This is a genomic window from Pseudomonas sp. GW823-FHT02C02, assembly GCF_058797635.1.
In genome coordinates this window covers 111925-124858 of sequence record NZ_JBXAJV010000001.1, presented here as the reverse complement: position 1 = coordinate 124858, position 12934 = coordinate 111925, and the positions used below count along the sequence as shown (strand labels likewise).

Below are 12934 nucleotides of genomic sequence, written 5' to 3'. Positions count from 1 at the left end.
AGACGAAAAAACGACTTGACGGCGATCAGGCTTTTAAAACGACGTTAGTGCTGTTGCAGCAGCGCCGGAGTGATCTCGCTGAAGCGCAGCAAGCGACCGCCCTGTTCAGCGGCAAGCTTTTCAGCGGCCTCGCGACTTGAGAACGACGCCAGCACCACGCCCATGGCGCCTTTGAGTTGAGTGCCGACCACGTAGAAGGCGTCTTTGGCATCGATCAGGTGGGCGTCATTCGGCGCGTTCCACGGGCTGCGGCCCATGTCATGGACATACAGTTTTGCATCGCCATGATGGTTTTCCGGCTGCAACCACCAGCCGATCATTTCCGCCGTGGAACAGAACTTCTTGATCCCCGCCCGCTCGACCAATTCGCCCTTGGGCCCGGGGAATCCGTCGATAATCATCCCGCAGACATGGCATTCATCACTGGGATGAAAGGCCGCGGCGGTGTCGCTGTAAGTGGCTTGCACTGGGTTGTCACAGGCCGTCAGCAGCAGGCACATCATCAGGCCCGCCACCGCGCGCATCGTCGTCAGATAAAACGCATTCATCGTCAACTACTCCAAAACCATCAAAGTGAAAATTCATGTCGCTCGGCGACGAAACAACAACCAGGCCGAACCCAATGGCACCGCCACCCACAGCGACAGGCATAGCCAGAGCATCGAGCCCGGCATCGGCAAATCGCTGCCAAGCGTCAGCACACCCGTGTTGCCGGCACCGGGTTCAAAACCGGAAAGGTTGATCAGGCGATAGATGTCAGCGGGATTGAGCAGCAGCAACCAGGGCAGCACTTTCGGGTTGAACTGCCCTTCGCTGAGCACCAACAGCGCCAGCAGGGCCAGGTCGAACACCAGCACGAAGAAGAACCACACGCCCAGTGCCAGCCCGGCCGCCGTGGATTTTTCGGCCGACGCACTGCTCAGCACATAGGCCAACCCCAGAAACCCCCAGCCCAATAACGTCGACGACGCCATGAACCGACCGAAGGCCCAGAGCAGCAGGCTCAGTTCGACGTTGTCCACCAGCACCGCGATGGCCAGCATGGCGCAGCCGAAACCGATCAGCGTCGCCAGCGCCAGGATCAACCCGTGGCCGACAAACTTGCCGAGCAGAATCTGCCCGCGACCCAAGGGGTACGTCAGCAACAGCAGCAACGTGCCGCTCTCGTCCTCGCCGACGATGGCGTCATAGGCCAACAGCAACGCAATCAACGGCATCAAAAACGTCGCCAGACTGGCGAGGCTGGCGATGGTGGCCGGCACCGAGGTGAAACCCAACTGCCCGGAGGCCGCGGCGCCCAGCCAGGCGATGCCGATGGCCAGCACCGCGAACAACACACTGATTGCCAACAACCAGCGATTGCGCAAACCGTCACTGAATTCCTTGCGGGCCATGTTCCAGACAGCGTTCATACGGCCTCCCCGATTGGCGCCGCACCGGCCCGGCTCATGTAGTAGCGGTAAATATCTTCCAGCGACGGTTGATGGATTTCCACGTCGGCCGGCTCGTCTTCATTGAGCAGCTGGCGCAACAGCCCGAGCTTGCTGCCATTGAGTGCGGCCACTTCAAGACCTTCGACGCCCCAGCGCTCGGTGAGGTGCCCGGCGTTGTTCCAGCGTTGCTGCAAGGGCCCGGCGTGCTTGAGGCCGTTGGCGCGAATCAGCGTCGGCAACCCGGCTTCCTCGCGCAAACTGCGTAGACTCCCCAGTGCCAGCAGACGTCCCTGGGTCAGAATCGCGGCGCGGTTGATGTGCGCCTCGACACCGGGCAAGACGTGGGAACACAGAATGATGCTGGTGCCTTGGCTGCGCAGGCGATCGAGCAACCGATACAAGTCCTGAGTGGCGATGGGGTCGAGGCCGACTGTTGGTTCGTCGAGCAGCAACAAACGCGGCTCGCCGAGTAGCGCCTGCGCCAGCCCCAACCGTTGACGCATGCCCTTGGAGTAGGTCTTGACCCGCCGATGCGCCGCACCGGCCAGGCCGACTTCCTCCAGCAGTGCGTCCACTTGGGCGGACGCGGCGCCTTTGAGTCGCGCGAAATGGCGCAAGGTTTCAACACCGCTCAGCTGCGGGTAAAACGTCACGTTCTCCGGCAGATAACCGAGCAGGCGTCGTACGTGGGGATCGCAGGGCAAGCGACCGAACACCCGGACCTGCCCTTCGCTGGGCTGGAGCAGGCCCAGCACCAGTTTCATGCTGGTGGTCTTGCCCGCGCCGTTATGACCGAACAAACCCAGCACTTCACCTTCCGCCAGGCTGAGGTTGAGCTGATGCAACACGGTGGCATGCCCATAGCGCTGGCTGACGCCTTCGATGTCGATGACGTTCATGAGTTGGGCTCCTGGGTCAGGGGTTGAGTGGATGATTTCATCAGCGGATGGCTGTCCAGCACCCCCGGCGATTTCATCACCGGAAAGGCCCGTTGCACCCAGCGCAGCAACTCGATGCCGGGGCTGTTCATCAACAGTCGTACCTGCGGGTACAGCCAGAGCAGGCGGTCGACGTTGTCATTGGGTTCGTAGGCGATATCGCCGAGGCCGTCGTTGTTGCGGTCCCAGCCCAGGTAATCGCTCCAGTAGTTACCACGGCCATCCACCGACCATTCCTGCAAGCGGGTGGCGACGTACTTGACCTGCCGCTGGTTGCCGACAAACGCGTTGTCGGCGATGCGGTTGTCTTCCGAGCCGGCGGTGAGATGGATGCCCACGGCGCTGTGCTCGAAGTGGTTGTGTTCGATGCTGTTGAACAGCGAGTTGTAGATGAACAGCGCCTTGCCCTCGGCGCCGCTGATCATGCTGTCGCCGGTCGAGCCGTCGCGCACGTCAGTGACGAAGTTGTCACGCAAGGTTGAATAGGTGATGTAGTTCATCAGGATCCCGTAGTTCTGGTCCTGTTCGGAGCGATTGCCGATCACCGTGAGCTTGCGGCTTTGCATCAAGGCGTAGCCGGTGCGGGTGCGGCGGGTGGTGTTGCCGATCAGTTGGTTATCGTTGGCGAACATGTAATGCACCCCGTAGCGCAGGTCTTCAAGGGTATTGCCCTGCAGCAGGTTGCCGTTGGAGGTGTCGATGTAGATGCCATCGCGGGTGTCGCGCACCTGGTTGCCAATGACCTTGGCGCCATGCACGGCATACAGGTGAATGCCGTTGCCGCGATCTTGCGAACGCATCGCCGGATCACCCTGAATGCGGTTGTCGATCAGGCTCACATCCTGAGTGCCGTCGACCCAGATACCGAAGCCCTTACCCTGCAGGCGATTGCCTTTAATCACCGCACCATGGGCCTTGGGCTGGATAAACACCGCCGCATTCATGGCGGTGAGGTCGTGTCCCCAGTTTAGAAAGGTGCAGCCTTCGATGGCGACATCCGGCGCGCTGATGATCACACCGTTGCCCTGCCCCTCCCCCTGAAATACCGCGCCGGGCTCGCAGAGAATCTGCATCGGTTGATCGACACTGAACGAGCCCCGGTATTCCCCCACCGGCAGGTGCCAGCGTTGATTGGCGTCCACCCGCAGCGGCAACGAGGTGATGGGTTGCACCGCCAGCGCGCTGCCGGACATCAGCAGGAGCGCAAATGCAATGACCGTCACCGGGTTTCCCTTGCTATCAGTCATTGCTTCGCTCCTGTCGATGGGCAACGGTCAGGCCTTCTCGACCTTCATGCGGCCGACCATTTCCATGTGCAGCGCATGGCAGAACCAGCTGCAGTAGTACCAGTGCAGGCCGGCCTTGTCGGCGATGAAGGTGATCGACGAGGTCTGCTGCGGGCTGATTTCCATGCTCACGCCATGGTTGGTCATCACGAAGCCGTGGGTCACGTCTTCAATCTGGTCGATGTTGGTGATGGTCACCGTGACCTCGTTGCCTTGTTTGACGGTGAACTCCGGCAAACCGTAGGCCGGGGCCATCGAGGTCATGTAGACGCGGACTTTGTTGCCGTCGCGGATGACCTTGTTATCGGTCTCCAGCTTGATCCCGTCTTTGGCGGCGATCGCCACCGTCTCGGCAAAAAACGGGTCGTTGCGGTCCCAGATCTTCTTGGTCTTGATCTGGTCGCGGCGGGCCATGACGCAGTCGTGGGGTTCGGCGAAGGCCGGGCCGTCATGCACCAGTTTCATTTCCTCGCCGGAGATATCGATCAGTTGATCGTTTTCCGGGTGCAGCGGGCCGGTCGGCAGGAAGCGATCCTTGGAAAACTTGCTGAGCACCATCAGCCATTGGCCGTCGGCCTCACTGGTTTCGGTCAGCGACGCATGGTTGTGGCCTGGCTGGTATTGCACGTCGAGTTTCTGCTTGATGTAGTTGACCTTCTCGCCGGTGTACGCGCGAATGGCCTCCTCGACGTTCCACTTCACCACCTGGCTGTCGATAAACAGCGTGGTATAGGCATTGCCGCGGCCGTCGAAAGTGGTGTGCAGCGGGCCCAGACCGAGCTCGGGTTCACCGACCACCACGTCGCGCGGGTCCTTGAATTTGTCGTCGAACAGATCGTCAAGCCTGGCGATGGCAATGATGGTGCAGGTCGGCGAAAGCTTGCCGTTGGCAATGAAGTATTTGCCATCAGGCGAGGTATTGAGGCCGTGGGGGTTCTTCGGCGTCGGGATGTAACGGGTGAATGCGCTGTCCTTGCCATCGGTTTTACGACCGTCGACCACCGGCACTTTCGAGCCGTCCAGGGTGATGAACTTGCCAGCCTTGATCGCCGCTTCGATGCGCGGGATGTTGAACACCACCACCCAGTCGCGCTCGTTGCGCATCATGCCGCCCAGGTCGTAGGCCTTCTCCGAGTTGTAGCAGGTGGACGCCGCGTATTTGCCGGTGTAGTCGGCGTCGGTGTTGTCCAGGTTGCCATCGACAATGACCTGGAAGGCCATCTCCATTTTCTCGGCATCGATGGCGTTAAACATCGTGTAGCTGTTCTTGTCCTGTAGGTCGAAGGTGCTGCCGTCATTGGGGTGTGGAATCACGAATTCAGCATTGGCGAACACGTATTTTGTGTGCGGCACTTTTTGCAGGCGCAGCCCGTGAACGGCCTGCACATTGGGCACGGTGAGCATCTTGTCGCACTTCATGATGTCCAGACGGATACGCGCAACACGGCTGTTGGCCTTGTCATTGATGAACAGGTATTTGCCGTCGTACTTGCCGTCAGTCATGGACAAATGCGGGTGGTGGCAGTCGCCATTCTGGAAATGCGCGCTGTCGCCCATGATCCGTTTGCTTTCGTTGGTCAGGCCCCAGCCAGTGGCGGAGTCGACGTTGAACACCGGTACACGCAACAGCTCGCGCATCGACGGAATGCCCATGATCCGCACTTCCCCCTGATGACCGCCACTCCAGAAACCGTAGTACTGGTCCAGTTCGCCCGGCCCGACGTGGGTTTTGAGTTGCGCGTCCTTGGCCGCTGCCGCCCAGGTCTCACGGGTAAACACCGCGCCACCGATGGCCGTGGCACCGGCCAGTACCGCACCGGTTACCGCACTGGTGCCCAGGAAACCGCGACGACTGAGGCCGGTCGATTCCGGCACTTCAGTGGTTTTCTTGGATTCTGTGTCGTTCATCAGTTGTGTTCCTTGAAGGGATAAAAACGGTCGCAGCGCACAGGCGCTCGCGGGGTTCATTCCAGAGCGCTCACTTCCACGACAGGTATCAGTTGCACAGCGATGGGTGCCGGTTTGCCGCGCTTCTTGCGCTTGTTGATCAGCGGCGGACACTTGTTGTCGCTCTGGTAAGTCATCTGGCAATCGAGGCAGTAGTGGCACTCGTTGGCATTGATTCGGCCATCGGGATGAATCGCCTGGATCTCGCACTCCTTGGCGCACAGCTGGCAGGGTGTGCCACAGTCCTTGCGGCGTTTGAGCCAGTCGAACAGGCGAAATTTGCTCGGAATCGCCAGCGCGGCACCCAACGGGCAGATGTAGCGGCAATAGACTTTGCGGGTGAAGAGGTTGATGACCAGCAGTGCCACCGCGTAGAGGACGAACCACCATTGGCGGTCGAACTTGAGGGTGACAGCGGTCTTGAACGGTTCCACCTCGGCGAACAGTTCGGCGGTGGACATCGACTCAAGGGAGAGGCCGAACAGCAGCAGCAAAATGATGTATTTGATGGCCCACAGCCGTTCATGCACCGCGAAAGGCAATTCGTATTGGGGGATTCTCAGCTTGCGCGCGGCTTCGTTGATCAGCTCCTGCAACGCACCGAACGGGCACAACCAGCCGCAGAATACGCCCCGCCCCCACAGCAGAATGCTCGCAGCGGTGAAGACCCAGAGCATGAAGATCAACGGGTCGGTGAGAAACAGCTCCCAGCGAAAGTGATCGAACAGCGCATGGGCGAAGGTCAGCACATTGACCACCGACAGTTGCCCCAGCGCATACCAGCCGAGAAACACCACGGTAAAGACCAGGTAACCTCGGCGCAGCCAGTGCAGAAAACGTGGCCGACGCGTGAAGGAGTCCTGCAGGAACAGGATCGCCATCAGCAGCAGTAATGCGCTGCCGAGCACGGTGATCTGAAAGGATTTCTGGTACCAGATGGTCAACCACATCGGCCGACCGGCTTCCTCGAGGGCGGCCAATTCTTCGGCGCTGGGCAGTGGCCGCTCAAGGTACGGCTCGGGCAGTTGATAAGGCAGTTCGAAGCTGCTGAACGTGCCACTGAGCGGCCCGGTTTGACGACGCACCAGCAATTCCAGGGACCAGGGCGATCCCGGGTCGAACAGGGCCGGCTCGCGCACAATGAAAATCGACATTTCGGTGAATTCCGGCATGCCCTTGGCAAAGACGTCGGAGAGCCGCTGATGGTCCATGTCGCGAAAACTGATGACGTTGCCGAACTGGCGCAATTGCACCCGATCGAAAATCCCGCCGCGCACATACCCCGAGCCTTTATAGGAAAAAAGCCCACGACCCAGCACCGCAATGGCCTGCTCGCCGGGCTTGAGGTCCTGCATAAGTAAGCGATATTGATTGTCGCCCAGCAGTGCACGGCCGATGGTCGGCGGATTCAGGTCGGCGGTGTAGAGCTCGATAAAGGTCTCATCCACCTGATCGGCGGCGGCGTTTTCCACGCCTTCGGCGTCGGTGCCCTTGAAGGCGGCGTCGACCTGGCCACGGGTCAGGTTCAAGCGGCGGATGGCGCCGTTGCCGGTGAGTTGTTCCCAGGTGGCGGGTTCGAAAAAGTCCTGGCGCACGGTGGCAGGCATGCGTGCCACACCGCCCGTGTCCTCGATCAGCTTGAGCGATACGGCCACGTCGTGGGCGGCGCGCATGATGACCTCGTTGACCACCATCGCCGTGACGGTAGCCCCGGCAATCGCATCGACGGTGACGGCCTTCGGGTCGCTGGAATGGCCGACGACCACCCGCCGGCTGACCTTGATGCCCTTGTACCTGGCGCTGAAGCCGTGAAGTTTTGCCTCAGGAATGCCGATCAGCAGAATGGGCTCATGGTGCTCCAGCACATAGGCATCCTGAATCGCACCAGCAGTGTCGAGGATCACCTGGGTATTGATCGGCTTGCCCGAGTAGGCAGGAATGTCCACCACGTCCAGACTCTGGAACACATAGCCGAGCACCTTGCCGGCGGCGGACAGCGTGCGCACCTTGAACCGGCCTTCGGGGGCGGAAACGGAATCGGTCTGAGGGAAGGTTTTCTCGATGCGCTGCTGCTCGATGTCGCCGTATTGCTTGGCTTGCACCGCCTCAAAGGTGGCGAGCATCAGCATTAGCATGACCACCAGCCCGACGCCCCAGGCGCGCAGGTTGCCGTGTATCGAAGGCGGATGGATTGTCATGGGCTCGCTGATTTCAAAAGGGCTTTCGGTCATGTTAGGGAGCGTTGCGCCCCCTGCCCTTGATTGAAATCAACTTGAGAAATTAGCCCTTGAGGACAGGCGCCAATGACTCAAACCGTGCGTGAAAACAGGCCTTTTTGCTCACTACCCAGATAGGCGTCAAACGCCATCGCGGCACTGCGCATCATCAAGTGCCCCTGTGGTAACAGCACCAGTTCGTCGCAGTGGATCTGCAGCAGTCCGTCGCGAACATGTTCCTCCAGTTGGGCCAAGGCATCGGCAAAGTACTCGATGAAGCGAATGTCATGACGCATTTCATAGCGGTTAAACGTAATACGGCCGTGGCACATCAGGTCGCTGATCACTTCGCGGCGCAGCAAGTCGTCTGCGCTCAAGCGGTAACCGCGATGCACCGGTAGCAGGCCTTGGTCCAGACGCGCGTAGTACTGAGACAGCTCCTTTACGCTCTGGCTGTAGCTGTCGCCGACCTTGCCGATCGAGGACACGCCGAGGCCGATCAAGTCGCAGTCGGCGTGGGTGGAGTAGCCCTGAAAGTTACGCTGCAGGGTGCCATTGGCGCGGGCCAGCGACAGCTCGTCGTCCGGCAAGGCGAAATGATCCATGCCGATATAGACGTAACCGGCCGCGGTCAGACGGCGGATGGTCAGTTCAAGCAATTCCAGCTTGCGCTCCGGCGGCGGCATGTCGGCGGGACGAATCAACCGTTGTGCGCGAACCATTTCCGGCAGATGCGCGTAGCTGTAGGCGGCAATCCGGTCCGGACGCAGCGCGATGATCTTGCCGAGGGTGACGTCGAAACTCTGCACGGTTTGCAACGGCAGGCCATAGATCAGATCGACGCTGATCGACTTGAATTGCGCCTCGCGTGCCGCAGCAACCAGCGCATAAATCTGCTCTTCACTTTGCTGGCGATTGACCGCGGCCTGCACGTCGGGGTCGAAATCCTGAACACCGAAGCTCAGGCGATTGAAGCCCAACTGGCGCAGCGACCGGATCTGCTCGGTGCTGATGGTGCGCGGGTCGACTTCGATGGAAAACTCATGGTCATCGCTGTCATCCATGTTGAACGCCTGGTGCAGGCAATCCATCAGGTCCGCGAGCTGTTCACTGGTTAAATAAGTAGGCGTGCCGCCGCCCAGGTGCAATTGCGTGAGTTTACGGGTGCTATCGAACAAGGCCGCCTGCATCGCAATCTCAAGCTTGAGGTACCGAAGGTACTCGACGGCGCGATGGGTTTTCTGGGTAATGATTTTGTTGCAGGCGCAGTAGTAACAAAGACTTTTGCAAAACGGAATGTGGATATACACCGACAGCGGTTTCGACGCGCTCGCCTGGTTGCTCTCGCGGGCGGCACGCTGATAGTCGTCAACGGCAAAGGCCTGATGGAACTGTGGCGCGGTTGGGTAAGAAGTGTAGCGCGGCCCCGGGCGGTCATACTTTTCGACCAGGGCGCGATTGAAATCAAAGGAAGGCTTCATGATCAATCAACTCGCAAATGGGTTAACACCTCGCACCGCCCACATCCTTTTCAAACAGGTTGCAGATGGCATCCACTTCCGGCCGACCGGCAGGGAGAATGCTGATGAAGCGGTCCGACAACTCAATCAACCCCTCACGACTCAATTGCTCCAGCAACGGCCAGACCGACGAGAAATACCTGGAAAAAACCAGCCCATAACGTCTTTCGATGGCGCGTATATCCAATTCCAGATCACACGCCAGTCGCTCCATGACCATTTGCCTGATTTGCTCCCCCGCCTCGAAGCGCCAGCCTCGACACGTCGGCAATTGCCGCATGTCCAGTTGCTGCTGATAGCGTTCAATCTCGTCGGTGTTTTGCGTGTACAAATCGTCGATCTGGCTAATGGCACCCAGACCGAATCCAACATGATCGCAATAGCCGTGACGGGAGAAACCCTCACAGGTACGGCGCAACCGGCCTCGCTCCTGGGCGACGGCCAAATCATCATCGGGCCGGACAAACTGCCCCATACCGATGTAGTGATAACCCGCGCAAAGCAGTTGATCAAAGCAGATTTGGCGCATCGCGCCTTTATCGACCTGGCTGCACGGCGCTCTGACTTTGTCACCGGGCACAGGACGATAGCGCCGTGGTGGCCGGGCATAATCGAACACCATCAGCCGGTCTGGCTCCAGCTTGATAATGCTCGCCAGCTTCAACGCAAAACTGTCTGGCGTCTGCCAGGCATGACCAAAACCCAGATCGACGTTGATGGATCGAAAACCAAAGGTCCGCGCCGCGTCCATGAGCGACTGGATCGGCGCCGGGTTCTGGTAACAGGCCACCGACCTTTCACAGTCGCTGTCGAAATCCGGAACGCCGATACTGACATGGTTGAAACCGTGGTCGCGCAGCACACCCATGGTCGCCCAATCGGTTTGATAGAGGTCCACCTCGACGCTGTAGTCGCCGCAATCATGTAAGAGAAAGTTGAAACGGCTACGCAGATGACTCATCAGCCGCCCTATGTGAGCAGTGGTGAGTGTTCCGCCGCCCAGATGAAACTGTTCCACCCGTTGCTGCGCATCCAGGTGGCAACCGACGAGGTCGATCTCCTGCTCCAGATGCTGGAGGTACTGCTCAATAACCTGGTGCTCGTCGGCGCTGTCACGAGGGGAACAAAAGGAAAGCTTGAGGCTGGAGGGTAGCTGCACGTTCAGGGACAGCGGACGTCGCTTCTGGCGGCTGACGCGCAACGCGCGAAGCAGATCCAGTGATCCGATACCCTCATGGAATTTTTGCGTGTCGGCATGACAGTTGGGGTCGAGCACGCCCTGATCGCACCGGGCGACCAGCTCGCCGGGGTTGTAAAAGAAATCGAGCATGAAGGTCTCCGACACTGGCTGCGGATCATCAGTGTCGGGGTTCAACGATCAATACGCCTTGATTTGCATCAAGCACAAGCAAAGTCTTGGAAGGACAGACTACCCGTCAAAGCCGATCACCAGGTCAGATAAAACATTCCCTTGGCCAGCAGCACGATAACGATCATGTGACAAAACAGGCTGCCGTGGATGAACTGCAGGTACCGCGGACTCATTCGGCCACGCTTGAACAAAAACATGGCCACCAGGAAGTGCAGCAGTACGCTCACGGCCACCGCGACTTTCAAGGCAAGCAATGTGCCTAACGATGAAGCCAATGGTGAGGCAAGGACTGGCAGGTAGCGTAGCCAGACCATGCCGAGCCCCGCACCGAACAATACCAGCAACACCCACGGCATCAGCGAGCGCGCTCGCCGGCCGATGCCTTCCTCCACCAGCAACATGACCCTGGTGGGTAGCTGTTTGCGGATGCTTTCAAGGAACAGCACTTCGAAGAACACCGTGCCGATAAAGATCAGGGCGGCAAACAGATGCAACGTCAGAATCAGCGGATAGATCATGGAGGTGTCGCCTTGAGTCAAGGCAACCCGTTACGCACGGGTATGTCGATCTCTGGAGACTACAGAACCGTCCGCTCCATGTGGTTGACATCGATCAAGAAAGCCACAAAACCCACACTCACCGCACTCCATCAGTATCGAACGTGCAGGAGCGACCGTTCTTATCGTTGGTCGAGAGAAAAAACTGAAACCTGGGTCACCACTGAGTCAGCTGGCAAGGCAATACTTGTTTCAATGGACGTACCGAGTTGCCCTGCCTTGATTTAAATCAGACGAATCGACAACGAACGAACTCATCCTGCGTTATCGCTTCTCCAGTCTCGACGATGTCAGGGCGCAGCTGGGTTTGAAGTCGGGCGACCCGGTCAAACCCGAGCATGTGGACTAACCTGATGTTTTGATTTCAGCTGCGCCTCGTCCTGGCAATGACACCATTGCCTTTACATCAACCTGGATAAGCAGGTCTGCGATGTATCAGAACTTAGCTCTGCTTGCCGCCTTCCTCCTGACCTACAGCATATTTGCGGGGCGCTTCGAATCTCGCCTGCTCAACGGTCCACTCATGTTCATGCTTGCCGGCCTGATTCTTGGCCCTGCGTTCCTGGGAATTCTGCAACCCCGGATTGACAAGGACGGCCTCAGGATTCTGGCAGAGCTGACACTGGCCATTGTTCTCTTTAGCGATGCGGCCAACGCTGACCTCAAGGTTTTAAGGGCGCACGAAGGGTTGCCATTGCGTTTATTGATGATAGGTCTGCCACTGACCATGCTCAGTGGCTGGCTGGTCGGTATCTGGCTGTTCCCGCAAATACCGCCATTGGAACTGGCCATACTGGCGACCCTTCTGGCGCCCACCGACGCTGCGCTGGGGAAGGCGGTGGTGAGTAATCCCAAGGTGCCCGCCCCCGTGCGTGAAGGACTGAACGTAGAAAGCGGGCTGAATGACGGGATCTGTGTTCCAGTGCTGCTGATGTTCCTTGCACTGCTGGTCGAAGAGCAGACGCAGTCGCCGCTTTCACTCGCGGTAGAGTTGGTTATCGAGGAGCTGGGCATCGGTGCAATCAGTGGTGTGGCGCTTACGCTCATTGCCTGGCTGTTGCAGCGTTACGCCGCAAAACACCATTGGCAAGCCCCCATGTGGTCGCAACTGACACTGCCGGGGCTCGCCATTTTGTGCTTTGCCACCGCGCAAACATTGGGCGGTAGCGGTTTTATCGGCGCGTTCGTCGGTGGGTTGCTCGCCAGCTTTTTGTTTACCGAACAAAAGCATCATCTGCTCGAAGCCAGTGAAGAATTCGCCAGCCTGCTGTCGGTCATCACGTGGGTCGTATTCGGCGCAATTGTGATCCCTTGGGCCTGGAACAATCTCACCCTGAACATCTGCCTGTATGCAGTGCTTAGTCTGACCGTGATTCGCATAGTGCCCGTGCTGATCAGCCTGACAGGAACCGGCTTTGATTTCGAAACCCGCCTGTTCATCGGCTGGTTCGGCCCACGCGGCCTGGCCAGCATCGTCTTCGCCGTCATGATATTGGACTACCCTCTAGAAACCAGTCGCACCTTGGTATCTGTCGCTGCCTGTACCGTTTTACTCAGCGTGCTGCTGCACGGCTTGAGCGCCAATCCATGGGTCTCGCGGCTGGCCGGTCGTATTCATTGATTATTGTCAGAAATGCCACGGTCTGCGGGTGTTAGCGTTTTACG

Annotated in this window: 10 protein-coding genes; 1 reads left to right on the top strand and 9 read right to left on the bottom strand. The window is 58.9% G+C overall.

Translation table 11 applies throughout. The annotated features are described in order from the left end of the window. Positions 1–44: 44 nt before the first annotated feature. The 9 genes from AC1ROI_RS00520 to AC1ROI_RS00480 all read right to left on the bottom strand — a co-directional run bounded on the left by AC1ROI_RS00520 (position 45) and on the right by AC1ROI_RS00480 (position 11230). Positions 45–548: a nitrous oxide reductase accessory protein NosL gene (locus AC1ROI_RS00520; RefSeq protein ID WP_102593708.1), complete on the bottom strand. Its 504-nt coding sequence runs from the start codon at positions 546–548 to the stop codon at positions 45–47. A gap of 33 nt (positions 549–581) precedes the next feature. Continuing rightward, entirely contained in the window at positions 582–1412 is an 831-nt protein-coding gene (locus tag AC1ROI_RS00515; RefSeq protein ID WP_010460145.1) for an ABC transporter permease, read from the bottom strand. Further along, positions 1409–2332 carry an ABC transporter ATP-binding protein gene (locus tag AC1ROI_RS00510; protein WP_010460143.1) on the bottom strand — a complete coding sequence of 308 codons (924 nt, stop codon included), beginning with the start codon at positions 2330–2332 and terminating at the stop codon, positions 1409–1411. The genes AC1ROI_RS00515 and AC1ROI_RS00510 overlap by 4 nt, the downstream gene beginning before the upstream one ends. Further along, on the bottom strand, positions 2329–3618 hold the full coding sequence (locus tag AC1ROI_RS00505; protein ID WP_077748417.1) for a nitrous oxide reductase family maturation protein NosD: 1290 nt from the start codon (positions 3616–3618) through the stop codon (positions 2329–2331). Before AC1ROI_RS00505 ends, AC1ROI_RS00510 begins: the two co-directional genes overlap by 4 nt. A gap of 27 nt (positions 3619–3645) precedes the next feature. Next, complete coding sequence (gene nosZ, locus AC1ROI_RS00500) at positions 3646–5568, bottom strand: TAT-dependent nitrous-oxide reductase (protein ID WP_371857839.1); 1923 nt, start codon at positions 5566–5568, stop codon at positions 3646–3648. A 53-nt stretch (positions 5569–5621) separates the two neighbouring features. Further along, positions 5622–7802, bottom strand: coding sequence for a transcriptional regulator NosR (gene nosR / locus AC1ROI_RS00495; protein WP_172962141.1), 2181 nt, complete (start codon positions 7800–7802; stop codon positions 5622–5624). A 110-nt stretch (positions 7803–7912) separates the two neighbouring features. Continuing rightward, the gene (hemN, locus tag AC1ROI_RS00490) at positions 7913–9301 is read right to left on the bottom strand and encodes an oxygen-independent coproporphyrinogen III oxidase (RefSeq protein ID WP_077748414.1); all 1389 of its coding nucleotides are present in this window, start codon (positions 9299–9301) and stop codon (positions 7913–7915) included. Positions 9302–9323: 22 nt separating this feature from the next. Then, positions 9324–10670: an oxygen-independent coproporphyrinogen III oxidase gene (locus AC1ROI_RS00485; protein WP_102593711.1), complete on the bottom strand. Its 1347-nt coding sequence runs from the start codon at positions 10668–10670 to the stop codon at positions 9324–9326. Between the two features lie 116 nt (positions 10671–10786). Next, entirely contained in the window at positions 10787–11230 is a 444-nt protein-coding gene (locus AC1ROI_RS00480) for a CopD family copper resistance protein (protein ID WP_077748412.1), read from the bottom strand. 469 nt (positions 11231–11699) lie between these two features. Between AC1ROI_RS00480 and AC1ROI_RS00475 the strand changes: the two genes are divergently transcribed. Continuing rightward, positions 11700–12890 carry a cation:proton antiporter gene (locus tag AC1ROI_RS00475; protein ID WP_102593712.1) on the top strand — a complete coding sequence of 397 codons (1191 nt, stop codon included), beginning with the start codon at positions 11700–11702 and terminating at the stop codon, positions 12888–12890. Positions 12891–12934 lie beyond the last annotated feature (44 nt).

Coding starts and splice junctions, on each gene's coding strand:
- AC1ROI_RS00520 (WP_102593708.1), bottom strand. CDS start 548: ATGAATGCGTTTTATCTGACGACGATGCGCGCGGTGGCGGGCCTGATG.
- AC1ROI_RS00515 (WP_010460145.1), bottom strand. CDS start 1,412: ATGAACGCTGTCTGGAACATGGCCCGCAAGGAATTCAGTGACGGTTTG.
- AC1ROI_RS00510 (WP_010460143.1), bottom strand. CDS start 2,332: ATGAACGTCATCGACATCGAAGGCGTCAGCCAGCGCTATGGGCATGCC.
- AC1ROI_RS00505 (WP_077748417.1), bottom strand. CDS start 3,618: ATGACTGATAGCAAGGGAAACCCGGTGACGGTCATTGCATTTGCGCTC.
- nosR (WP_172962141.1), bottom strand. CDS start 7,802: ATGACAATCCATCCGCCTTCGATACACGGCAACCTGCGCGCCTGGGGC.
- hemN (WP_077748414.1), bottom strand. CDS start 9,301: ATGAAGCCTTCCTTTGATTTCAATCGCGCCCTGGTCGAAAAGTATGAC.
- AC1ROI_RS00485 (WP_102593711.1), bottom strand. CDS start 10,670: ATGCTCGATTTCTTTTACAACCCCGGCGAGCTGGTCGCCCGGTGCGAT.
- AC1ROI_RS00480 (WP_077748412.1), bottom strand. CDS start 11,230: ATGATCTATCCGCTGATTCTGACGTTGCATCTGTTTGCCGCCCTGATC.
- AC1ROI_RS00475 (WP_102593712.1), top strand. CDS start 11,700: ATGTATCAGAACTTAGCTCTGCTTGCCGCCTTCCTCCTGACCTACAGC.